Consider the following 24,072-nt stretch of genomic DNA (forward strand, 5'->3'; position numbering starts at 1 on the left):
CTCACTCGCAGCAAGACTACGAATTCCTTCTTGTCGCATTCGTCGCAATCGCCGCAGCCGCAGTCCGGTTCTCGACGCCGAGCTTGGAGTAGATCTGCTCGAGATGCTTGTCGACCGTGCGCGGGCTCAAGCCCAGAATCTGCGCGATGTCGCGGTTGGTCTTGCCCTTGCTGAGCCAGGCCAGCACCTCGCCTTCGCGGGTGGTGAGGCCAAGCTCGCTGGTGAATTCGGGTGGCGGCGCGGTGCCGGACTCCCGGGAGAGTCGCAGCAGGAACTCGTTCGGCGCGGTCTCGCCCATGTAGTACAGGCGGAGCTGAGGATTGTCGGGCAAGGAAGCCGCCTGAGACTTCGAGCTGCCCTTGCCCTTCGCCTGCTCCAGCCATTGCAGCAATGGTACCGGCAGGACGAAGTCGTCCTCGGCCTGCGCGCCGTGGTGGTCTGCCAGCAGCTTCTGCGCCTGCGGGGTCGCCCACAACAATTTGCCCTGGCGGTTGACCGCGAACAAGAATCGGCCGGAGACGTCGAGCGCGGCGCGCGCGCTCTGCGTCATCCGCGCGTTGCCGAGATGAACGCGGATGCGCGCCAGCATCTCCTCGATCACGATCGGCTTGGTCACGTAGTCGACGCCGCCGGCCTCCAGCCCGCGCACGATGTGCTCGGTCTCGGCGAGCCCCGTCATGAAGATCACCGGGACATTGGCAAGGCCCGCATCACGCTTGAGGCGGCGGCAGGTCTCGAACCCGTCCATGCCCGGCATCACCGCGTCGAGCAGCACGATGTCAGGCGTGATCTGGTCGACGATGCGCATCGCGGCTGCGCCGTCGAGCGCCACCATCACCGTCATCCCTGCGCTGTCGAGCGCGTCGGTAAGCAGCCGCAGCGTCTCCGGGGAGTCGTCGACTACGAGCGCGACGTCGCGCTTTTTCGACTCAGTGCTCATACGCATGCAACGTCTTCAATGTGGCCATATACTGGTCGAGATCGAAGCGGTCGACCAGCGACCGCATTTCCGCGACGAAGTCGGCATGTTCAGGATGCTCACTGCCGATCTCGTCCAGCTTCAACTGGATAGCCTTGACGTAGCCGATCTGACCGAGCCCGATCAGCGCCTCGATGTGTTGTACCGGCGGTCGCGAGCCGCTCTCCGGCCGCCACAGCGGCACGGCGATCTCCTCCGAGCCGTATTGCCATTCGACCTTGAGAAGCTGGCGGATGCTTTCCAAAAGCCTGGGAATGTCGATCGGCTTCATCAGATAGCCATCGTGGAAAGGCTGTGCCAGCGGTGTGCCGTGGGCCTCGAGCGCGCTGGCAGACACCATCAGGATGCGCGCCTGATGGTGGCCGTTGGCGCGTAGCGTCTCCGCGACCGTCCAGCCATCCATGCCAGGCATGGAGATGTCGAGCAGGAACAGATCGGGCCGGCAGTGCTGGGCCAGCGCCAGGCAGCCGGGGCCGTCGGGCGCGCTGAGCAGGATGAAGCCGAGTGGTGTCAACACCTCACGCAGGAGGTCACGATGCACGGGATCGTCGTCGGTGATGAGGATGGTCTTGCGTGCGCCGTGATAGCCTGAGATCGGGGCCTCCACCGGCGCAATACGCTGCGGATTGGTGACTTCCGAGAGCAGCATCTTGACCTTGAACGTGCTGCCGCTGCCGACCGTGCTCAAGACCTTGATGTCGCCGCCCATGACGCCGGCGAGCAGCCGGCTGATGGTCAGGCCCAGCCCGGTGCCGGTCTGCGGCTGCGAGACACCGAGCGCACCGCGTTCAAAGGGTGCGAAGATGCGTTCGAGATCGTCGCCCTGGATGCCGGGGCCGGTGTCGATCACCTCGAACTCCGCGACCGGGCTGCGATAGTGCACCACGAAATGGACGCTGCCGGTCTGGGTGAATTTGATCGCGTTGGACAGCAGATTGATCAGCACCTGGCGCAGCCGCTTCTCGTCGGCATAGACCACGACCGGCAAATGCGCCGGCCGCCTGAACACGAAGTCGATGCTCTTGGCAGCGGCTTGAAGGCGGAACATGCCGACGAGCTGGTCGAGGAACTCGGTCAGGCGCACCTCGTCGCGCGACAGGTACAGCCGCCCCGCCTCGATCTTGGAGATGTCCAGAATGCCGTCGATCAGGCCGGAGAGGTGATCGGCGCTGCGGCGGACGACGCGGACCTGGTCGCGCGGCTTGGTGTTGAGCGTGGTGTCCTGCTCCAGGAGTTGGGCATAGCCGCTGATAGCATTCAGCGGCGAGCGCAGCTCGTGGCTCAGGCCCACCACGTAGCGGCTCTTGGCGAGGTTGGCGGATTCGGCGATTTCCTTGGCGCGCTGGAGCTCGGCGTCGGTGCGCTTGTGCGCGTCGATCTCCTGGATCAGCAGCGTGGTCTGGCGCCGGGTCTCGGCCTCGGCGGCCCGTCGGCTCTGCTGCGCCAGCACGAACAGCCAGGCGACCACGCCGATGATGATGCTGAGCGAGAAGAACACCTTCCAGAGCACGTTGGAGACGAGCATGTTCTCGCCGGGCACGCTGACCGAGGTCTGGAGGTAGATCAGCCCTAGTACCAGCGCGACGAGGCCCGCGGAGACCACGAACACACCGATGTAATGGCCGAACTGCGAGTTGATCCGCTGATAGATCGCCTGCGGCAAGATCCTGGCGAGCGCGTCGGCGAACTGCACCTGCGCGCGCGCATGCGGTTTGCACAAATCGTGGCAGCGCGCGTCGAGCGAGCAGCATAGCGAGCAGATCGGGCCGGCATAGGCAGGACAGGAGGTCATGTCCTCCGGCTCGAAATGGTGCTCGCAGATACAGCACTGGATCGATTCGATATTGGCCCAGCTCCTCTTCGGCTTGCGCGCGATGTAGTATTTTCCGTCGGTGAGCCAGGCAATGACGGGCGCGGTGACGAAGGCGACCGTCAGTGCGACGAAGGCCGCGAGCGCTTTCATGGTCGAGCCGAACAGGCCGTAGAATGCCGCGATCGAGACGATGGTCGCGATCGTCATCGCGCCGACGCCGACCGGGTTGATATCGTAGAGATGGGCGCGCTTGAACTCCATCTGCGGTGGGCGCAGGCCGAGCGGCTTGTTGACCACGAGATCGGACACCAGCGCGCCGACCCAGGCGATCGCGACATTGGAGTAGAGCGCGAGCGTCTGCTCCAGCGCCTTGTAGACGCCGATCTCCATCAGCAGCAACGCCACCATCACGTTGAACACCAGCCAGACGACCCGGCCCGGATGGCTATGCGTCAGACGCGAGAAGAAGTTCGACCAGGCGATCGAGCCTGCATAGGCGTTGGTGACGTTGATCTTGAGCTGCGACAGGATCACGAACGCGCCGGTGAGTGCCAAGGCCATGTCAGGCTGCGACAGCACGTAGCGAAACGCTTCGAGATACATGTGCGCAGGCTCGGCCGCCAGCTCGCTGGAGAGACCGTGGCTCAGCGCAAAGAAGGCGAGAAACGAGCCCAGCAGCAGTTTCAGCGCGCCGAAGATGATCCAGCCGGGGCCGGCGATCAGCAGGGCGGCCCACCACGACGTTCGCGACGTGCGGCGGTCGCGCGGCAGGAACCTGAGGAAGTCGACCTGCTCGCCGATCTGGGCCACCAGCGAAAACACCACGGAGGATGCGACACCGAACAGCAGAAGATCGAAATGTCCGCTGGCGTCGCCGTGCTCGCCGGCGAATTTGCGCCACTCCGTGAATGAGTAAGGGTTGGCCCAGGCGATCGCCGCGAAGGGCAGGATGTGCAGGATGATCCAGATCGGCTGCGTCCAGAGCTGGAAGCGGCTGATCAGCGTGATGCCGTAGGTGACAAGCGGGATGATCGCGACCGCGCTGATGAGGTACCCGATCGGGCGCGGAATGCCGAAGCACATCTCGAGCGCGATCGCCAGGATTACCGCTTCGATGGCGAAGAAGATGAAGGTGAAGGAGGCGTAGATCAGCGAGGTGACGGTCGAGCCGATATAGCCAAAGCCGGCGCCGCGGGTAAGCAGGTCAATGTCGATGCCGCATTTGGCGGCATAATAGGCAATCGGGACGCCGCAGCAGAAGATGATGGTGGAGACGACGAGGATCGCGGCGGTGGCGTTGGTAACGCCGTAGTTCAGGGTGATGGTGCCGCCGATCGCCTCCAGCGCGAGAAAGGAGATGGCGCCCAGTGCAGTGTTGGCGACGCGGGCGGCGGACCACCGGCGCGCGCTCTTGGCGGTGAAGCGCAGCGCGTAGTCTTCCAGCGTCTGGTTGGCGACCCATTGGTTGTACTGGCGCCTGACGCGATCTATTCGCTGCCGCCCTGCCACTTCAGCCCCACTCCTACTCCCGAACGCGCCGGACCCCTCGCAAAACCCGTACCAAAAGCCTACGTCGTCATTTTGCGGTGCAGTATACGCGATCTTGCGTATGCTTGCAGTGCACAAATTCGAGCCATCCTCACGGCACCAATCGCGTGTCCTCGAACAACAGTGGGGTGCTCATGTCAGACGAAGCGAACAAGGGCCTGTTATCGCCGCTCCGGCGCAAATTATTGATGGGAATGGCGGCCGTGCCGGCCATCACCATGCTGCCGCGAGCATCTTTTGCGCAGGCCCCGGCGACCTCGGCGGTCAATACCACGGGCCTCGCGGTTACCGACACCGAGGTGACGGTCGGCATCCTGCATTCGGCGACCGGCACCATGGCGATCTCCGAGACCGGCTCGATCGAGGCCGAAAAGCTCGCCATCGAGCAGATCAATGCCATGGGCGGCGTGCTGGGGCGCAAGATCAAGTTCATCCAGGAAGACGGCGCCAGCGACTGGCCGACCTTTGCCGAAAAGGCCAAGAAGCTGCTCGTCAACGACAAGGTCGCGGCGATCATGGGCTGCTGGACCTCGGCATCCCGAAAGGCCGTGCTGCCCGTCATGGAGCAGTACAACGGCATGCTCTACTACCCGACCTTCTACGAAGGTCTCGAGCAGTCCAAGAACGTGATCTATACCGGCCAGGAAGCCACTCAGCAGATCCTCGCCGGCCTGAACTGGATCGCCAAGGAGAAGGGTGCGAAGTCGTTCTTCTTCATCGGCTCCGACTACATCTGGCCGCGCACCTCGAACAAGATCGCGCGCAAGCATGTCGAGAACGTGCTGAAGGGCAAGGTCGTCGGCGAAGAGTATTATCCGCTCGGCAACACCCAGTTCAATTCGGTCATCAACAAGATCAAGCTGACCAAGCCAGACGTGATCTTCACCGACGTGGTCGGCGGTTCGAACGTCGCGTTCTACAAGCAGCTCAAGGCGGCCGGTATTGATCTCTCCAAGCAGGCGCTGCTGACGATCTCGGTGACGGAAGACGAGATCGACGGCATCGGCGGCGAGAACATCGCGGGTGCCTATGCCTGCATGAAGTACTTCCAGTCGCTCGACAATCCGAACAACAAGACCTTCGTCCCGGCGTTCAAGAAGATGTGGGGCGAGAAGACCGTGATCGGAGACGTCACCCAGGCTGCCTATCTCGGCCCGTGGCTTTGGAAGTTGACGGTGGAGAAGGCGGGCTCCTTCGACATCGACAAGATCGCGGCGGCATCGCCAGGCATCGAGTTCAAGGGCGCTCCGGAAGGCTATGTGCGCATCCACGAAAATCATCACCTCTGGTCGAAGACCCGGGTGGGACGCGCCAAGCTCGATGGCCAGTTCGAACTGATCTACGAGACCGCTGATCTGGTCGAGCCGGATCCGTTCCCCAAGGGCTACCAGTAAGACGAGAGCCTATCAGTCAGTCACGGCGTTCGTCGCCGTTTCCCTTTCAGACAAAACCTCTCCCTGGCGTGGACCGCAAATCCACGCCCAAGACCCCCGCGTCGCGAACCTGCTCGCGACGCGGGACCCTTTCCCGACGGAGGACATCGATGTTCGGCGACTACTCGCTTGGTGACCTTGGCTCCATCTTCGTCATGCAGGGCTTTGCAGGACTGATCCTGTTCTCCGTCTACGTCCTGATGGCGCTGGGACTTGCGATCATCTTCGGCCAGATGGGCGTCATCAACATGGCCCATGGCGAGTTCATGATCCTCGGGGCCTACGTCACCTGGATGACCTCGAGCTTCTTCCAATCCTATTTGCCGAGCCTGTTCAGCGGCTACTTCTTCCTCGCGATGATCCTGGCCTTTGTCGCATCCGGTGCGTTGGGGATGTTGGTGGAATGGGTGCTGATACGGCATCTCTACAAGCGTCCGCTCGACACGCTGCTTGCGACTTGGGGCCTCAGCCTGATCCTGCAACAGGCCTATCGCTCCGTGTTCGGCGCGCGTGAGGTCGGCGTCGAGCTGCCGCAATGGATGCTTGGCTCGCTGCACGTGACCGACAGCATCGAAGTGCCGATCAACGGCGTCTTCGTGATGTGCCTCACCGTCCTGATTACCGTGGGCGTCGCCTACGTGATGTACAAATCGCGCTGGGGCCGGCAGGTGCGCGCCGTCGTGCAGAACCGCATAATGGCCGGAGCCGTCGGCATCAACACCGAAAAGGTGGATCGCTACACTTTCGGCCTCGGCTGCGGCATTGCCGGTGTCGCCGGGAGCGCCTTCACGATGATCGGCTCGACCGGGCCGACCTCCGGACAGCTCTACATCGTCGACACGTTCCTCGTGGTCGTGTTCGGCGGCGCGGCAAGCCTGCTCGGCACCATCGCATCGGCCTTCTCGATCTCGCAGACCCAATCCACCCTCGAGTTCTTCCTGTCGGGCTCGATGGCCAAGGTGCTGACGCTGCTTGCCGTTGTCGGAATCCTGATGCTGCGGCCGCAGGGTCTCTTCGCCCTCAAGGTCCGCAAATAACAAGAAGCAGGCAAGTCATGGTCATCAACTCACGCTTCTTCAATCGATCCGAGCTCATGGGCTTCCTCGTGCTGGCCGCTGTGCTGTTCGTGATCCTGCCGCTCTCGCTGGATGTGTTCCGTCTCAACCTTGTGGCGAAATATCTGACCTACGCCTTCGTCGCGCTCGGTCTGGTGCTGTGCTGGGGCTACGGCGGCATTCTCAGTCTGGGGCAGGGCGTGTTCTTCGGCCTCGGCGGCTATTGCATGGCGATGTTCCTCAAGCTGGAGGCCTCCAGCGTCGAGAATACCAAGATCCAGTCGACGCCAGGCATCCCGGACTTCATGGACTGGAATCAGATCACGTCACTGCCGTTGTTCTGGCAGCCGTTTCACAGTCTCGCCTTCACCATCCTCGCCATCATCCTGGTCCCCGGCATCTTCGCGCTGATCATCGGCACTGCGATGTTCAAGCGCCGCGTCGGCGGCACCTACTTTGCCATCATCACCCAGGCGGTGGCGGCCATCCTCACCATCCTGATCGTGGGCCAGCAGGGTTATACCGGCGGGATCAACGGCATGACCGACCTGCGCACCCTGAAGGGCTGGGACATCCGGCCCGACCACGCCAAGGTCATCCTGTACTTCATCGAAGTGGTGCTGCTGTTCGCCTGCATCGGCATCGCGCAGTTCATCCGCCTGACCAAGCTCGGCCGCATCCTGGTGGCTATGCGCGAACAGGAAGACCGCGTCCGCTTCTCCGGCTACAGCGTCGCCAACTTTAAGATCTTTGCGTTCTGTATGGCCGCGGTTTTCGCCGCAATCGGCGGGGCCATGTTCGCGCTCAATGTCGGTTTCATGTCGCCGTCCTTTGTCGGCATCGTGCCGTCGATCGAGATGGTGATCTACACCGCGGTCGGCGGACGGATGTCGATCTTTGGCGCGATATGGGGGGCCATTCTGGTGAACTTCGCCAAGACCAGCCTGTCGGAATCCTTTCCGCAACTCTGGCTGTTTGGTCTCGGCGCGCTGTTCATCGCGGTCGTGCTCGCTTTCCCGAACGGCCTGTCGGGGCTCTGGGCCGACTATGTGCAGCCGCGCATCGACCGCCTGTTCGCCTCGCGCAAGAAGCCGGGCTGGACCGACAATTCGGTTGCCGACGGCGCACCCGCAGAGTGAGGAGACCATCATGCTCGTCGGTCATCACGATGCCGATGCCAAGCTGGCAGTGAGGAGATAGATCATGCTCGTCGGTCATCAGCCGAAGGAATTCCTGCTCGCGGTCTCCGGACTGACGGTTTCCTTCGACGGCTTCAAAGCCGTCAACGATCTCTCGTTTTACATCGAGGAGAACGAGATTCGCGTCATCATCGGCCCCAATGGGGCCGGCAAGACCACGGTGCTCGACCTGATCTGCGGCAAGACCAAGGCGACCGAAGGCTCGATCCAGTTTCGCGGTACCGAGCTGACCAAGCTGAAGGAAAACGAGATCGTCAAGGCCGGCGTCGGCCGCAAGTTCCAGACGCCGTCGGTGTTCGAAGACCTCACCGTGTTCGAAAATCTCGAGATCTCGTTTCCGCGCGGCCGCACCGTATTCGGCTCACTCACTTTCCAGCGTGACCAGCCGGTGAGGTCACGCGTCGGAGAGGTCGCCGAGATGATTTTCCTCAAGGACAAGCTCAACACCTATGCATCCGAGCTCAGCCACGGCCAGAAGCAATGGCTCGAGATCGGCATGCTGCTGATCCAGGATCCGGACCTCTTGATGCTCGACGAGCCCGTCGCCGGCATGAGCGTGTCCGAGCGCGCCAAGACCGCCGAGTTGCTTAACCGCATCATCAAGAACCGCTCGGTGCTCGTCATCGAGCACGACATGAAGTTCGTCGAGGACATCGCGCACAAGGTCACCGTGCTTCACCAGGGCCAGATCCTCTCGGAAGGGACCATGGAGAAGGTGAAGAACGACCCCAAGGTCGTCGAAGTTTATCTCGGTCACTAAGGAGCGCGACGATGCTAGCTATCTCTGATCTTCACGTCGCCTACGGCCAGAGCGAGGTGCTGCACGGTCTCAACGTCAAGGTCGCGCCCAACGAGATCGTGGCGATCATGGGCCGCAACGGCATGGGCAAGACCACGCTGATGAAATCGCTGATGGGCATTTTGCCTACGAAGAGCGGCTCGGTGACCATGGAGGGCGCCGAGCTCGGTGCCTTGCCGAGCTACGCGCGCGTCGCCAAGGGCCTCGCCTATGTACCGCAGGGCCGCATGATCTTCTCCACCATGACGGTGAAGGAGAACATCGAGACCGGCCTCGTGGTCTCCGGCGGAACCGAGGTGCCCGGCGACATCTACGAACTGTTTCCGGTGCTGCTGGAGATGAAGGACCGCCGTGGCGGCAATCTCTCCGGCGGACAGCAGCAACAGCTCGCGATCGCTCGCGCGCTGGCGACCAAGCCAAAAGTGCTGCTGCTGGACGAGCCGACCGAAGGCATCCAGCCGTCGATCATCAAGGAGATGGCGCGCACGCTCAAGCGCATCCGCGACGAGAAGGGGCTTTCGATCGTCGTGTCCGAGCAGGTCCTGAGCTTCGCGCTCGATATCGCCGACCGCGTGCTGGTGATCGAGAACGGCGAGATCGTCCGTGACGATCCGCGCGACGCCGTCGATGCCGCGCAGGTCTCGAAATATCTGTCCGTCTAACCAACCGTGTAAAAGGGGAGCATCTCGATGCCAGAGACACTGATCAAGGTCGATCTCACCAAGTCGGCCTATGAAAATGACATGGTGCATAACCGCTGGCACCCCGACATTCCGATCGTAGCCTGGGTCAATCCCGGCGACGACTTCATCATCGAGACCTATGACTGGACCGGCGGTTTCATCAAGAACAACGATTCCGCCGACGACGTGCGCGACATCGATCTGTCGATCGTGCACTTCCTCTCCGGCCCGATCGGCGTCAAGGGCGCCGAGCCCGGCGACCTGCTCGTCGTCGACCTGCTCGACGTCGGTCCGATGAAGGAGAGCATGTGGGGCTTCAACGGCTTCTTCTCCAAGCAGAATGGCGGCGGCTTCCTCACCGACCATTTCCCGCTGGCGCAGAAGTCGATCTGGGACATCAAGGGCCTCTACACCTCGTCGCGGCATATTCCGGGCGTCAACTTCGCCGGCCTGATCCATCCCGGCCTGATCGGCTGTCTGCCCGATCCGAAGATGCTGGACACCTGGAACAAGCGCGAGGCCGAGCTGATCGCGACCAACCCGACCCGTGTGCCGGGCCTTGCCAATCCGCCGTTCGCGCCGACGGCCCATGGCGGCCGCGCCAAGGGCGAGGTCAAGGACAAGATCGGCGCGGAAGGCGCGCGCACCGTGCCGCCGCGCGAGCATGGCGGCAATTGCGACATCAAGGATCTTTCGCGCGGCTCCAAGATCTACTTCCCCGTCTATGTGCCGGGTGCCGGTCTCTCGATGGGCGATCTGCACTTCAGCCAGGGGGACGGCGAGATCACCTTCTGCGGCGCGATCGAGATGGCTGGTTGGCTGCATCTGAAGGTCGAGGTGATCAAGGACGGCATGGCGAAGTACGGCGTCAAGAATCCGATTTTCAAGCCGTCGCCGATCACCCCGAACTACAAGGACTATCTGATCTTCGAAGGCATCTCGGTCGACGAGGCCGGCAAGCAGCATTATCTCGACGTCACCATCGCCTATCGCCAGGCCTGCCTGAATGCGATCGAATATCTGAAGAAGTTCGGCTACTCCGGCGCCCAGGCCTATTCGATCCTCGGCACCGCACCGGTTCAGGGCCACATCTCCGGCGTGGTCGACGTGCCCAACGCTTGCGCCACATTATGGCTGCCGACGGAAATCTTCGACTTCGACGTGATGCCGTCCTCGGCGGGTCCGATCAAGCACATTAAGGGCGATATCCAGATGCCGATATCGCCGGACAAGTAATCCCTGCGCGACGGCATGCGGGACGGCGTAGCTGCCGCCCCGCATCCGCCGCGGCAGTTCTCTCACAGGCAACAGCGTAGGGATGATGCGATGCCGGTCTATGAATATCTCTGTGACGATTGCGGTTCGTTCAAGGATATGCGGCCGATGGCCGAATGCGACGATCCGCAGGTCTGTCCGCAATGTGAAATCATGGCGCCGCGCGTCATTCTGACCGCCCCGAACTTCTTCTGCATGCCGTCGGAGACGCGCACGGCTCACGCAGTCAACGAGCGCAGCACGCACGCGCCGCAGACGCTCGCGCAATACAAGGCGTCGCATGGCCCAGGCTGCGGCTGCTGCTCCAAGGGAAAAAACTCGTCGGACAAGAAAAAGCCGGCGCGGCTGGTGACCAAGACCAGGAGCGGTGCGAAGGGCTTTCCGACCGCGCGGCCCTGGATGATCAGTCACTGATTCACGCAACAATCTCAAACACAGTAGAGGAGCAATTCAATGCTTCACGGTGACATCTCCAGCAGCAACGACACCGTCGGCGTCGCGGTGGTCAACTACAAGATGCCCCGCCTGCACACCAAGGCCGAGGTGCTCGATAACGCCCGCAAGATCGCCGACATGGTGGTGGGCATGAAGACCGGCCTTCCCGGCATGGATCTGGTGATTTTCCCGGAATACTCCACCCAGGGCATCATGTACGACTCCAAGGAGATGTACGAGACCGCTTGCGCGGTGCCCGGTGAAGAGACCGCGATTTTTGCGGAGGCCTGCCGCAAGGCCAAGGTGTGGGGCGTGTTCTCGCTGACCGGCGAGCGCCACGAGGAGCATCCGAACAAGGCGCCCTACAACACCCTGATCCTGATGAACGACAAGGGTGAGATCGTACAGAAGTACCGCAAGATCATGCCGTGGGTGCCGATCGAGGGCTGGTATCCCGGCAATTGCACCTATGTCTCCGACGGCCCGAAGGGGATGAAGGTCAGCCTGATCATCTGCGACGACGGCAATTTCCCGGAGATCTGGCGCGACTGCGCCATGAAAGGGGCCGAGTTGATCGTACGCTGCCAGGGCTACATGTATCCGGCCAAGGAGCAGCAGATCCTGATTTCAAAGGCGATGGCGTGGGCCAACAACGTCTACGTCGCGGTCGCCAACGCCGCCGGCTTCGACGGGGTCTATTCCTATTTCGGTCACTCCGCGATCATCGGCTTCGATGGCCGCACCCTTGGGGAGTGCGGCGAGGAGGACTACGGCATCCAATATGCCCAGCTGTCGAAGCATCTGATCCGCGATGCGCGCCGCAACGGCCAGTCGCAGAACCATCTCTACAAGCTGGTCCATCGAGGTTACACCGGCATGATCAATTCCGGCGAAAGCCCGCGCGGCGTCGCCGCCTGCCCCTATGATTTCTACAAGAACTGGATCGCCGATCCCGAAGGCACAAGGGACATGGTCGAGGCGATGACGCGCGCGACGCCCGGGACCGCCGAATGCCCGATCGACGGCATCCCGAATGAAGCGGCGCCGTCGAATTACTGAGCCACGATGGCTCTGACATCGGCGTCGATGTGAACCACCATACATGTGCGTGGACACTCTGACGCAGGCCCATGTGCGTAGAATGCGAATTGTGTCTCGCAAAAGCGTGGCGCGGTTGCAACATCACCCGCTGAATCAACCCCGGTTGTGTCCCCGACGGCCGATTCCATGGATTCCGTAGTTTCACGGAGGGAACTGGTCGCCTAATTTGGCGGCGGCGCGGCTGGGAGCGCCGGTGACAAGGGGCGTTGGGGTGGAATTTCGATCGCCATCGAACGGGCAGAGCCGACTGCGCATGGGTGCGGCCGCGTCGTCCGTCGTTGCGATGCTGTTCGGCCTCTGCCTGTCGACGGGCGCCGTCCAGGCGCAGCAAGTATTCAACGGATCGCAGACCACGCCGAACGGCGTCGTCAACGGCGGCGGCGGTGTATGGGACAACACCACGACCAACTGGACGGATTTCTTCGGTTCGGTCAGTACGGCCTATGATCCCTTGTCAGCCGGCACGCTGTTCGGCAGTAGCGTTCCCTCGACGCCCGCAACGGGCGGCACGGTGACGGTTACGCCGAGCGGAGTGCAACTCACGAGCCTCGTGGGCTTTGACCTCACCGGCGACGGTTCGGTCTACACCATCCAGGGCGGCGACCTCCGGCTGGCCTCGGGCGGCACTACATTTGATACCAACGATGTCACCGGCACGGCGGACCCATCGGCCGTGATCAGCTCACGCATCGTCGGCAGCGGCGGGATCAACGTTCAGGGACCCGGTATCCTAGCGTTGCTCGGCGCCAACACCTATACCGGCGGCACCTTCATCTGTTCGTGTGCGGCGTTGCAGCTCGGCGACGCGACGCATACCGCGAGCATCGTCGGTGCGGTCGACAATGACGGGCTCTTCAGTGTCGTCAATGCCGATACGTCGGGCATCACGTCGCTCTCGAACAGTTTCTCCGGCACGACGCAGTTCCTCAACGCGACCTCCGCCAGCTCGATGGTGATCACAAACAACGGCCTGATCTATTTCGGAGATCCATTGGGGGGCGGGACCGACACCGCCACGGCCGGCCGGGCGACCATCGTCAACGATAGCGGCTTGATCGGCTTCTTTGGCCGAACCAATGCGGGCACCGCCACCATCACCAACCAGAATGGCGGCGGCACCGTATTTACCGAGCAGTCCTCGGCCGGCTCGGCGACCATCGTGAACAATGACCTTAGCGGGACCGTGTTTGGCACGTTCTTCGGGTCCGATACTGCGACCGCCGGCAATGCAACGATCATCAACGAGTCCGGCGGCCTGACCAATTTCGGCGCGTTCACCACGGCCGGTGATGCAACGATCATTACCAAGGACGGCGGCAAGACCGAGTTCTTCGACAATTCCACCGGCGGCAACGCGCGCTTCATCACCACCGGGACGGGCATCGTCAATTTCGGCATCAGCATCGGTCCAAACAGCGACCACGTCATCACCGCGGGTTCGATCGAAGGCAGCGGCACCTACTATATCGGCGGCGGCAACACCCTCATCGTCGGCAGCAACAACCGCTCGACCGAAGTCAGCGGTGTCATCGGCGACTACGATCCAGATCCGTGCGGTTGCAGTCCCGTGGGGATTGGTTCGCTGGAGAAGGTCGGCAGCGGGACTCTGATCCTCTCGGGCACCAATACCTACACCGGCACCACGACGGTGAGTGGTGGCATCCTGCGGGTCGATGGAGATATCTCCCAATCGAGCCTGACCATCGTGAAGGCCGGCGGTGCGCTCTTCGGTGCCGGAATTGTCGGCAACACGGTCATCGCCACCGGCGGCATCTTTGCGCCCGGCGACGGCGGGCCGGGTTCGAGCATGCTGGTTCTCGGCGACCTCGCGTTCCAGTCTGGCGCGCTTTACCTCGTGCAGGTCGGCAGCGGAACCACCGCGAGCTTTGCCAATGTTTTCGGCAACGTCACCCTGAGCGGCACCGTCGGCGTCTCGCTATATGCTGGCAGCACCGTGTTACCGCAATACAAGATCATGCAGTTTTCCGGCTCGGCCACCGATAACTTTGCCGGTGTCGCCGCTCCCGGGGGCCTTATCGGCACGACGACCGTCGATCCCGCCGGCGCTGTCTATCTCAATTTCACACTGGACTATGGTGCGAAATACGCTCTCAACGTCAATCAGAAGAATGTCGCCACGACTCTTCAGAACTTCTTCAACGCCAATGGCGGCCTGAGAGCCGAATTTGCGGGCCTCGGTCCTAACGGGCTGACACAGGCCTCCGGCGAGTCGGCGACGGGCACGCAGCAGACGACCTTCAACGCGATGAACCTGTTCCTCGGCCTGCTCACCGACGTGTTTGGCGCGGGGCGCAACGGGACGCCGGGTGCGACGCCCTTCGCCGACGAGACGAGCGCGAATGCGTATGCTGCGACCGGCAAGGGCACACGCGACAGGAACGCACGCGACGCTCTTGCCTCGATCCATAGCAAGACGCCGCCGACGAGTTTCGAACAACGCTGGGACGTGTGGGCGGCCGGCTATGGTGGCTCGCAGACCACCGACGGCAATGCCGGCCTCGGCTCAAACAACACCAGCAGCAGCGTCTACGGCACCGCCGTCGGCCTCGACTACCGCTTCTCGCCGTCCACGATCGCCGGCTTCGCGCTTGCGGGCGGGGCGACCGGCTTCAACGTCAACGGACTCGGCTGGGGTCGCTCCGACCTGTTCCAGGCCGGCGCCTTCGTGCGTCACAACGCAGGACCGGCCTACATAACGGCCGCGCTGGCCTATGGCTGGCAGGACGTCACGACCAACCGCATCGTCACCGCCGCCGGCGTCGACCAGTTGCGTGCGCAGTTCAGCGCCAACGCGCTCTCGGGCCGTATCGAGGGCGGCTATCGCTATGTCTCGCAGTGGATCGGCCTCACGCCCTATGCGGCGCTCCAGGCCACCGTGTTCAGTCTTCCGAGCTATTCGGAGTTCGCTGTGGTCGGCAGCAACGTCTTCGCGCTGAATTATGCCGCCAAGGACGCGACCAGCACCCGCACTGAGCTCGGCCTGCGCGCGGACAGGTCGTTCGCCGCAGCCGGCGGCCTGATGACCCTACGCGGCCGCGTCGCCTGGGCACATGACTACAATCCGGATCGCACCGTCGGTGCGGTCTTCCAGACGTTGCCGGGATCCGCGTTCGTGGTGAACGGCGCCGCCCAGGCGCACGATTCCGCGCTGACCACAGCGGCAGTGCAGATGAGCTGGATGAACGGCTGGTCTGCGTCGGCGACTTTCGAGGGGGAGTTCTCGAATGTCACCCGCTCTTACGCCGGCAAGGGCGTCGTCCGCTACGCCTGGTAGGCGCTACCGTTTCTGCTGCGCCGGCTTGCGCGGCGGGCGCGGAGCGGCGGCCGGTGTGGGTGTCCCGCTCATCTTGTTGGCGGCCTCGCTGACGTCGAGCAGCGAGCGACGGATGTCTTCGAGGAAGTTCGCCGATTTCTTCCTCATGGTATCGGCGAGCTCGTGCAATCCCTGGATCTTTTCGAACAGTTCATCCGCCTTGCCGTCGGCAAAGCCGGGCACTACGCCTTCGATCTTTGTGACCGCCTTGTCGAAGCCCGCGAAGGCGCTGTCGACCTTGGCCATGACGGAATCGATTTCGCCGCCCTTGCTCCGGAGATCAGCGGTGTAGTTCTCGAACGTGCGCAGGCCCTCCTTGATCGCCGGGGCGTTGCTGACGATGGTGCGGTCGACACTATGTAGGGTGTCGACGATCGATTCGGCGTCGCTGAGATCGGCGGTCAGCACGGGGACGCCGTCCGAGTCCAGCGGCACCGGCGGCGCCGAGGGCGCGCCGCCGATCAGCGAGACCGCGGCGACGCCGGTGAGACCCTGAAACTCGATGCCGGCGACGGTGTCCTTGCGGATCGGCGCGGAGTTGTCGAGCATCACCAGGGCCACGACCTTGCGCGGATTGTCCAGCTTGATCGACAGGATCTGGCCTGCGGGGACGCCGTCGAAATTGACCGGCCCGCCGCGACGCAATCCGCTGGCGGAGCCGCCCTCGAATACCACGCGCAACTGGCTGCGGCTCTGGAGGGTGCGCCATTTCTGCACGCCGAGCACGCCGCCGAACGCCACGGCGATCACCGCCAGCGTCGCCGTTCCGATCACCAGATTGCTCGCGCGTGCCATGCCGGGTGATTTTACGGCCAAAACGGGGAAGTTGGAAGCAGCCCGGAAGAGGCTGTCGGCGGCAATGTTAGGCTTGGCGGGTTAACGACTTATCCGGTGTTGCTCGAAGAGCGAAGGCGGAAGCGCAACGACCATCCGCTCTCAGCGACATCAATGCCCAGCGGCGCGCTTGGCCGCAGCATTGTTCAGCACGATCAGGGCATCGACGGCGACGCCTGTTTTGGCATTGATCAGGAACGGATTGACGTCGATCGAGGCGATCCGGTCGCCGGCATCCGCGATCAGGTTGGAGAGGCCGACCAGGGCCTTCACCGCGGAGGCCTCGTGCAAGGCCGGCTTGCCGCGATAGCCGCGCATCTTGATGCCGGCCTTGGTGCGGCCGATCAGAAGCCGCGCCTCGTCCTCGTCCAGCGGCGCACCGGCGAGCGCGACGTCCTTCATCAGCTCGATGTCGATGCCGCCGGTGCCGAACAGCACGACCGGGCCCATCTCGGCATCGAGGGAGGCGCCGACCACGAGTTCCAGATCGGCCTTGACCTGTTGCGCGATCAGGATGCCGTCGAGCTTCGGCTTGCCCTTCAACTTGTTCACCCGCGCGGTGATGTCGGCGAACGCCTTTTTCACTTCGGCCGCGCTGGTGAGATTCAGCACCACGCCGCCGATATCTGATTTGTGCAGGATCTCGGCGCTGACGACTTTGGCCACGACTGGGAAGCCGATCTGCTTGGCTATCTTCACGGCCTCGGCTGCCGTCTCTGCGATCGCCTCCTTCGAGATCGGGATGCCATAGGCCTTCAAGAGCTTCTTCGAGCCGACCTCGTCGAGCGCGGCGCCGGTTGCCGATTTCAGTGCCTTCTCCAGCACGGCACGCGCGGCGGGCTTCGAGCTGGAGACGATGTCGGGCACTTCCTTGCGCAGCTTGGCGTAGTCGAGCAGCGACTTGATCGCAGTCACCGCGCGATCCATGCCCTGCATGACCGCAAGATGCGGCAGCGATTTGCGCAAGCTCTTGGTGAACTCGGTAAAGCCGATCGACATCGCGCTGATATAGATCACCGGCTTGCCGGCCCGGCTCGCCATCTCGTCGACGATGCGCAGATTGCGCTCGCGCAGCTCGTGCGGCGCTTTCGGCAGCTCGGCATCGATGATGACGATGTCTATATCGGGGTCGTCGATCATCAGCCCGATCGTTTTCATGTAGACGGAGGGATCGACCACCGCGGCAAAGCCAGCGTCGAGCGGGTTGCCGACGATCGAGCCCGGCCCGAGCATCTTTGCCAGCTCCGAACCGACGTGCGAGCTGAGCGGTGCAAAATTCAGGCCTTCTGCATCGAAGGCGTCGATCAGCATGCCGCGCTTGCCGCCGGATAGCGTCACTGCAGCGAGTCGGTCGCCCCTGGGTACAGCGGCGTGGACGAAGCATTCGGTGGTCTCGATCAGTTCGTCGAGCCCGCCGACCCTGATGACCCCTTCGCGCGTTGCAATGGCATCGAATGTCTCGATCGAGCCCGCGAGCGCGCCGGTGTGTGCCATCGCCGCCGCGCGGCCACCCTCGGACGCCCCAAGCTTGAGCGCGATCACCGGTTTGCTCGCGGCGCGGGCCGCCTTGCAGGCGTCCCGGAATGCCTTGGTGTTGCGCACGCCTTCGAGGTACACCACGATCACCTTGATGCTCGGATCCTCGGCGAAATAGCGCATCAGGTCCGGCGTCTCGAGCCCGGCCTCGTTGCCGGTCGTCACCATGTAGCCGACCCCGACGCCGCGATCTTCCAAAGCCTGGCGGATCGCCATGACGATGGCGCCGGATTGCCCTGCAATCGCCACCGCGCCCTGTTCCATGGTGACGATACGGTCGTCGATATTGGTGAAGAGCTTTTCGCCGGCGCTCAAATTGCCGAGGCAGTTCGGGCCGGTGACCGCCAATCCCGTCTCGCGCACGGCCGCTTGCAGTTCGGCGGCGAGCTTCTGGCTTTCCTCGTCCTGCAGCTCGCTGAAGCCCGAGGTGACGATGGTGGCCGAGCGCGCGCCGGCCACGGCGGCATCGCGGATCACCTGCACGGCAAAGCGCGCCGGGACCAGCACCAGCACGTGGTCGGGCTTTTCCGGGAGGCTTGCAAAGTCCTTGTAGCAGGGGACACCCCAGACGGTGTCGCGTTTGGCGTTGACCGGATAGAGCCCGCCTTCGTAGCCGTATTTGACCAGATTGTTCCAAATGCGCTCGGCATAGTTGCCGGGTTTGTCTGTCGCGCCCACCAGCACGATGTTGCGCGGATGCAGCATGGCGTGGATGCCCTTGACGATGTCGCTGGCATCGGGCGGCGGAGACCATGGGCGCGATGAAGCGGAGGCGGCAGATACGCGAGCTTCCATGGTGTGACCTCACCAGTTGTTCTTGTTGGCGGTGCGTCGCTCTGTTCTATGGCGAGTTCTTCGGACTGGCAACCACGTGGGCGGGCATGCCGTGCGGTGGAATGAGCGCGCGTCAAGCCCTGGTGATCGACATCCACGGATCACTGCTCGCGCGGTCGTTCAATATCTCAGCATGCCGAGCTTGTAGGCGTAGTGATAGGCCAGCTGCTTCGCGAGATAAGGAGCGATGGCGCGCCGGATCTGCATCTGAGTCGGCTCAAAGCCGAGAATGCGTCGCCGCAGGACGCCCATCTCCCTGACGCCGACCGCATAGGTGGACGCCGTCTTTTGTGCGTCATGGATTCGGAAGCAGGCGAGAAATCGCGGCAAGCGTGCGAATTTGAATCCCGCGGCTTGCGCTCGCAGGATGAAGTCCCAGTCCATCGCGTAGTGCAAGCTCTCGTCGATCGGTCCGATGCTGTCCCACACGCGCTTGCGCCAGAACATCGTCTCTTGGGGAATGTAGTCGGCATATCGCAACGCCTTCCCGTCATGGGGCGGCAGCACGGCGCGGCCGACCTCGAGTCCCTCGCGATCGATGAAAATGCGATGGCCGTAGACGACGTCGACATGCGGATGTGCGATGAAGTAATTTGCGACATATGCAAGTGTTCCGGGCAGCAGGATGTCGTCGCTGTTGAGATAGGCCATGATCTCGCTCTCGACGCCGGCGAAGCCGAGATTGATGGCGCTGGATTGCCCCTTGTCCGGTACGCTGCTCCAGCTCAGGCTATCGCCGCGGCTCTTCAGGAGATCGAGCGTGCCGTCGATCGAGGCGCCGTCCTGCACGTGATAATACAGGTCCGGATAGTTCTGGCTGACGATGCTGTCGATCGTGGCGCCGAGATATTGCACATGGTTGTAGCTCGGCGTGACCATCGCGATTCGGGGCGCACCCGAATGGATTGCAGGTGCTGGCGGGAAAGCCGTCAGGTTGAGCAGGCGCGGCGGATATTGCTCGAAGGTCCACATCGGCGGGCGGCGCCAGAGGCTCCGAAGCGAGGAGCGTCTTTGCCCGGCGGCAATAAGATCCTGGTTCCTCTCCAGGAGCGCGACGCGGTTCTCGAGCTGTTCGAGACGCTGCCTGAACTCCTCATCCATCACCGTTCTTCTCGCAAATTGCAGCGAAAATGCCCAATGGGCCGTTCTGATAGGTCTCCGGTCGACGGCGCCGGTTCAGCGGTTCCATCAAGCGGGATTGTCCCTACAGGTCGGGCGGATTCAAGAGGGGGGTGCGGATCGATTGCGAACCGCTATTCATCGGCTCCGATCAGGGTGGCATGCAGGATATAGCGCTCGGGGCCGGACGCGACGGCATCGAACGGCCAGCAGGTCGCGAGCACGAGTTCGGCAGTCCGTGCCGCAGGATCGATGCCGGAGGCATCGAAGCGAACCACAGCGGAGGAATCCGCGCGAAAACGAAAGTGCTTGCCATCACTGCTTGTAACATCGATCAGGTCACCAATGGCGACATTCCGCAGGAAGCGGAAATGAGTGTCGCGGTGCGCTGCATATACGGCAACACCCCGTTCGCCCGCGTCAGCCGTTTGGCGGATATGGCCGGGCCCGAAAGCGAGCGCCTGGCCGCTCGCGCCTTCCAGCACGATCGCGCTGGCGCCGATCCGCTTCACCTCGATTCGCGCGACCGGCCAGGTATCGGCCCATGACCATGGCCTGACCACTTCGCCGGTTGCAACGCTCCGGTCGAACGCGCGCTCCAGCAGCACCTGCGCGAGCCACGCTTTGGCATGGATGTAGGCGCCGTCGCCGAAAAGGATGATGCCGATCAGGGCGAGAGCCAGGGGAGAGATGAAGCGGGGCATTGTTTCCACACTCGTCATGCGAGCGAAGCGAAGCAATCCAGAATCTTTCCGCGGAGGCAGCCTGGATTGCTTCGCTGCGCTCGCAATGACAACAAAAAGGCGCGCGCGGCCGTTGGTGTGGGACGGGCAGCCGCGCGCGCTAACAGAGGAGTTCGGGGGGCTCCTCTCTCAAGCGGCGTCAGTGAGCAAGGTCTGACGCCGGTTGAACACGAACAGGATCAGGGCGAGCACGATCAGGATCAGGCCTGCGGTCATTTTCAGCTCTGCTGAGGTCGCGGTCTTGGGCAGGCGGATCGTATCCGGTGCAGCGGGCGTCGGCCGCCTCGTGGCCGGCTGGTTGCGTGCATCGGCGTGACGCTCGCGGAGCTGCGCCGGGACTTGCTGTCGTTCGCCAAAGACCTTCGCGAAATCCCAACCGGCCGGCAGGTTGATCGGCAACTCGCTGGGCTTGAGCGGCTCGCCTTCGGGACGGCTCGGCGTCTTGTCGACCGCGACGAGGCTGGTGAGCCGGGTGACGATCTGATGGTCGAGTGCCAGTGCCAGGATCGCCTTGTCGGAGTCTTCGGGCGTCATCTCGCGCAGGGTGCGCGCCACTTCGGCATCATCGATCTTGCGCTTGGCCCAAAGCTTCGACAGGCCTTTGCCTTCGGCCGCATTTTGCAGCGGCAGCGTCACGGACCATGGGCGGTCGCCGACGCGGCCCTTGATCTCGACCGAGCCCGCCAGCGTGTCGAGCTTTGCCGCCAGCACCAGCGGCTCGTCGCGATAGACGTCGGGAATGATCGTCGGTGTGACGTCGGCCTTGGCTTCGGAGAACTTGGCGCTCAGCCCGGTCACGGCCGGGTTCTCGAGCTTGGCAAACAGGCCGCGCATGCGCTCCTCGACTTGCTCGACGGAGCCGATATGGGTGAAGGCACCCCGGCCGAGCTCAGCGGCGCGCGTCATCAGATAGGTGTTGGGCGCCGAGCCGATGCCGACCATGAACACGCGCGAGCGGCCGCGCATCGCCGTGATCGTTTCGAACAATTGCTGCTCGTTGCCGATCGCACCATCGGTCAGGAATACGACCTGGCGAACCATGCTGGCGTCGCCGAGCTTGTCGGTCAGCGCGGCCCGCATCGCCGGCACCATCTCGGTGCCGCCACGCGCCTGCAACGCGCTGACGAACGAGGTGGCTTCACCGACACGCTCGGCATCCGCCGCCACGGAAGCCGGAAACAGCACGTCCATGGTGTCGTCGAAACGGATGACGTTGAAACGGTCGGACGGCTGGAGACGGGAGAGCGCGTAGGTGAGGCTCGCCTTGGCCTGAACGATCGACGTGCCGCCCATCGAGCCGGAATTGTCGATCACGAACACCACCTCGCGCGGCCGTGGCTTCTGCGTCGCCTGCTCGGCGGGGGGCGGGGTGACGAAGGCGAGCAGATAATCGGCGTCGCCGACGCGCTCGCGGAACAAGCCGACCGACGGCGCCTTCACGGCAGCCGGCTTCCAGGTCAGTTCAAAATCGCGGTCGGCAGGCACGGCACCGTCGGCAAGCGTGACAATTCGCGTCGTATTGTCCGGGCTCTCGACCTTGAAATTATGGTGGAGGCTCTTGACCTCGCCGAGCGCAAAGCCGGCGTTCAGGCGCACCGTGATGCTGGTCGGATTGACCGGCGCATTCCGGGCGGGATCCAGCACGGGCGACGAGATGCGGTCGCGGTCCGGCACCGGGTCCGAATTCGCCGCGCCCCAGCCGGAACCGTCGTTGCGGAAATCGACGTTCTGGACGATCGGCGCCGGATTGTAGCGCGGCCCCACTACCAGCGGCAGGCGCAGCGAATATTCGTTGCCGGATTGGTGCACCGGTTCCTGATATTCGATCTGCACCAACACGGTTTCTCCGGGACCGATATTGGCGACCGAGTTGGTGAAGATGTTCGGCCGTTCCTGTTCGGTGAGCGCGGCCTTCTGGCCGGCCCGGCGCGCCTCTTCGTAGATCACGCGCGCCTGCTGCCGCTCCTTGATGTCGCCCACGATGACGCGGTTGCCGACCACCATCTTCAGCGAATCGACGGCACCGCCGGCGGGGAGCGGATAGACATAGGTCGCCTCGACCCAATCCTTGGTCGGATTGCGGAAGATCTGGGTGACGCGGGCGCGCAGCGTCGGGCCTGATACCGTGATGTCGACGTCGATGCCGAGGCGGATTGCTTCCGTGTAGGCGCCGTCCTCCTTGAGGAGAAGAGACCCGGATTTGGCATCGCCGGGCTGGAGCAGGCTGGCCTGCTCCGTCGTAGCCGACCAGCCCGGCTCCAAGCTCACCAGCAGCGCCACGAAGGCGACCAGCATCACCGCGATGCCCTGCGCTAGAAGGAAAAGTCCGACCACGATCAGTCTGCCCAGCCAAGGGTGTTCGTTGCTGTCCATCGTGTCGTAGGTATCCATTTTGCCTGCTCCGAGGATGTTTGCTGGCTATGAGCATCCGCCGGGACGGCCCGATTGCGCGAGCAGAATGATCGGCAATGATCCGTCGCGGCCGGCCCGCACGGGCCGCCGCCGGGGGGCGAAGTGCGGTTTTGTGCTGGTTTGTCCGCCCTGCTAGGATGTCATCCTGGAGCAGGGCCACGATGCAGACGCAGGACAAATTCACCGACAAGCAGCTTTCGGACGAGCAGAGTCGCGAGATTGCGGAGACCATTCGCGAGGAGCTCGCCAGACGCCGGATCTCCCGGCAGGCGCTGGCCGAGCAGGCCAAGCTCAGCCTGTCGACTCTCGAGAAGGTGCTCGGCGGCCGACGGCCGTTCACCCTGGCGACCACGGTGCGGCTGGAGCAGGCGCTGGGCGTTTCCCTGCGCAGAAGCGCCGCCGTGGTGACGCCTCCGGCCGCAAGCGATGTCGCGCCCGACAGCCTCGGCTCCTATGCACATCGCGCGGTGACCTGGCTCGAGGACGTCTACATCACGTTGCGACCGTCGTTCGGCGACAGGGACGCGATCTTCGCCTACCGCACCGAGATCGTCTGGGAGCCGAAAGTCTCTGCACTGGTGTTCCGCGAGGGGGAACGGACCGATGCCGCCTATGAACACACCGGCGAGGTCGCCGTGCCGCATCAGTCCGGCTTCATCTATCTCGTCATCATCAAGCACGGCCAGCATCGCGTGATCACGGTGTCGCGGCCGACGGTCGCCGGCGAAATGTACGGGATCATCTCGACGCTCCGCGCCGGCCCTGGCTCGCAGCTGACGCCGATCGCAGCGCCGATCGCCTATGTGCCGCTTCGAAACTTCGCGAAGCCCTCACTGGGGCGGGTCGCGCCCGGCGATGCCAACCACGAACTGTACCAAAAGCATCTGCGCCGAACGGTGGAAGAATCGTTCGCGCTGTTTCTGTCGGTATAGTCCGCAAG

The 24,072-nt window shown here is 63.3% G+C and carries 17 protein-coding genes; 10 read left to right on the forward strand and 7 right to left on the reverse strand.

The features are described 5' to 3' along the window. Window positions 1-16: 16 nt before the first annotated feature. Both IVA75_RS12760 and IVA75_RS12765 read right to left on the reverse strand, forming a co-directional pair. The gene (locus IVA75_RS12760; RefSeq protein WP_247285228.1) at window positions 17-946 is read right to left on the reverse strand and encodes a response regulator transcription factor; all 930 of its coding nucleotides are present in this window, start codon (window positions 944-946) and stop codon (window positions 17-19) included. Beyond that, window positions 930-4,301, reverse strand: coding sequence for an ATP-binding protein (locus IVA75_RS12765; RefSeq protein WP_247285229.1), 3,372 nt, complete (start codon window positions 4,299-4,301; stop codon window positions 930-932). The genes IVA75_RS12760 and IVA75_RS12765 overlap by 17 nt, the downstream gene beginning before the upstream one ends. A gap of 173 nt (window positions 4,302-4,474) precedes the next feature. Between IVA75_RS12765 and urtA the strand changes: the two genes are divergently transcribed. The 9 genes from urtA to IVA75_RS12810 all read left to right on the forward strand — a co-directional run bounded on the left by urtA (window position 4,475) and on the right by IVA75_RS12810 (window position 15,615). Further along, window positions 4,475-5,734, forward strand: coding sequence for an urea ABC transporter substrate-binding protein (gene urtA, locus IVA75_RS12770; RefSeq protein WP_018455941.1), 1,260 nt, complete (start codon window positions 4,475-4,477; stop codon window positions 5,732-5,734). 149 nt (window positions 5,735-5,883) lie between these two features. After that, window positions 5,884-6,810 carry an urea ABC transporter permease subunit UrtB gene (gene urtB / locus IVA75_RS12775; RefSeq protein ID WP_018455942.1) on the forward strand — a complete coding sequence of 309 codons (927 nt, stop codon included), beginning with the start codon at window positions 5,884-5,886 and terminating at the stop codon, window positions 6,808-6,810. A 17-nt stretch (window positions 6,811-6,827) separates the two neighbouring features. Then, window positions 6,828-7,967, forward strand: a complete 1,140-nt coding sequence (urtC, locus tag IVA75_RS12780) for an urea ABC transporter permease subunit UrtC (protein WP_247285230.1) — start codon at window positions 6,828-6,830, stop codon at window positions 7,965-7,967. A gap of 64 nt (window positions 7,968-8,031) precedes the next feature. After that, window positions 8,032-8,787 (forward strand): urea ABC transporter ATP-binding protein UrtD, encoded by a 756-nt coding sequence (gene urtD, locus IVA75_RS12785; protein ID WP_027565998.1) that lies wholly within the window; start codon window positions 8,032-8,034, stop codon window positions 8,785-8,787. Window positions 8,788-8,798: 11 nt separating this feature from the next. Next, window positions 8,799-9,488: an urea ABC transporter ATP-binding subunit UrtE gene (urtE, locus tag IVA75_RS12790; protein WP_027565997.1), complete on the forward strand. Its 690-nt coding sequence runs from the start codon at window positions 8,799-8,801 to the stop codon at window positions 9,486-9,488. A gap of 27 nt (window positions 9,489-9,515) precedes the next feature. Then, the gene (gene fmdA / locus IVA75_RS12795; protein WP_007598072.1) at window positions 9,516-10,745 is read left to right on the forward strand and encodes a formamidase; all 1,230 of its coding nucleotides are present in this window, start codon (window positions 9,516-9,518) and stop codon (window positions 10,743-10,745) included. Between the two features lie 90 nt (window positions 10,746-10,835). Beyond that, on the forward strand, window positions 10,836-11,198 hold the full coding sequence (locus tag IVA75_RS12800; protein WP_247285231.1) for a zinc ribbon domain-containing protein: 363 nt from the start codon (window positions 10,836-10,838) through the stop codon (window positions 11,196-11,198). A 39-nt stretch (window positions 11,199-11,237) separates the two neighbouring features. After that, entirely contained in the window at window positions 11,238-12,278 is a 1,041-nt protein-coding gene (locus IVA75_RS12805; protein WP_247285232.1) for an aliphatic amidase, read from the forward strand. A gap of 295 nt (window positions 12,279-12,573) precedes the next feature. After that, window positions 12,574-15,615 carry an autotransporter domain-containing protein gene (locus IVA75_RS12810; protein ID WP_247285233.1) on the forward strand — a complete coding sequence of 1,014 codons (3,042 nt, stop codon included), beginning with the start codon at window positions 12,574-12,576 and terminating at the stop codon, window positions 15,613-15,615. Between the two features lie 3 nt (window positions 15,616-15,618). Here the strand turns inward: IVA75_RS12810 and IVA75_RS12815 are convergent, their stop codons facing one another. The 5 genes from IVA75_RS12815 to IVA75_RS12835 form a co-directional block, all read right to left on the reverse strand. Beyond that, window positions 15,619-16,449, reverse strand: a complete 831-nt coding sequence (locus IVA75_RS12815; RefSeq protein WP_247285234.1) for an MlaD family protein — start codon at window positions 16,447-16,449, stop codon at window positions 15,619-15,621. 150 nt (window positions 16,450-16,599) lie between these two features. Further along, on the reverse strand, window positions 16,600-18,819 hold the full coding sequence (locus IVA75_RS12820; RefSeq protein ID WP_247285235.1) for an acetate--CoA ligase family protein: 2,220 nt from the start codon (window positions 18,817-18,819) through the stop codon (window positions 16,600-16,602). Between the two features lie 159 nt (window positions 18,820-18,978). After that, on the reverse strand, window positions 18,979-19,959 hold the full coding sequence (locus tag IVA75_RS12825; RefSeq protein ID WP_247285236.1) for a glycosyltransferase family 2 protein: 981 nt from the start codon (window positions 19,957-19,959) through the stop codon (window positions 18,979-18,981). A 152-nt stretch (window positions 19,960-20,111) separates the two neighbouring features. Beyond that, the gene (locus tag IVA75_RS12830; RefSeq protein WP_247285237.1) at window positions 20,112-20,681 is read right to left on the reverse strand and encodes a class GN sortase; all 570 of its coding nucleotides are present in this window, start codon (window positions 20,679-20,681) and stop codon (window positions 20,112-20,114) included. A 168-nt stretch (window positions 20,682-20,849) separates the two neighbouring features. Then, entirely contained in the window at window positions 20,850-23,111 is a 2,262-nt protein-coding gene (locus IVA75_RS12835; RefSeq protein ID WP_247285238.1) for a marine proteobacterial sortase target protein, read from the reverse strand. A 182-nt stretch (window positions 23,112-23,293) separates the two neighbouring features. On the opposite strand from IVA75_RS12835, the gene IVA75_RS12840 reads away from it, so the two are divergent. Beyond that, entirely contained in the window at window positions 23,294-24,064 is a 771-nt protein-coding gene (locus IVA75_RS12840) for a helix-turn-helix transcriptional regulator (RefSeq protein WP_247285239.1), read from the forward strand. Window positions 24,065-24,072: the final 8 nt, after the last annotated feature.

Source organism: Bradyrhizobium sp. 134, assembly GCF_023074155.1.
Lineage (GTDB): Bacteria > Pseudomonadota > Alphaproteobacteria > Rhizobiales > Xanthobacteraceae > Bradyrhizobium.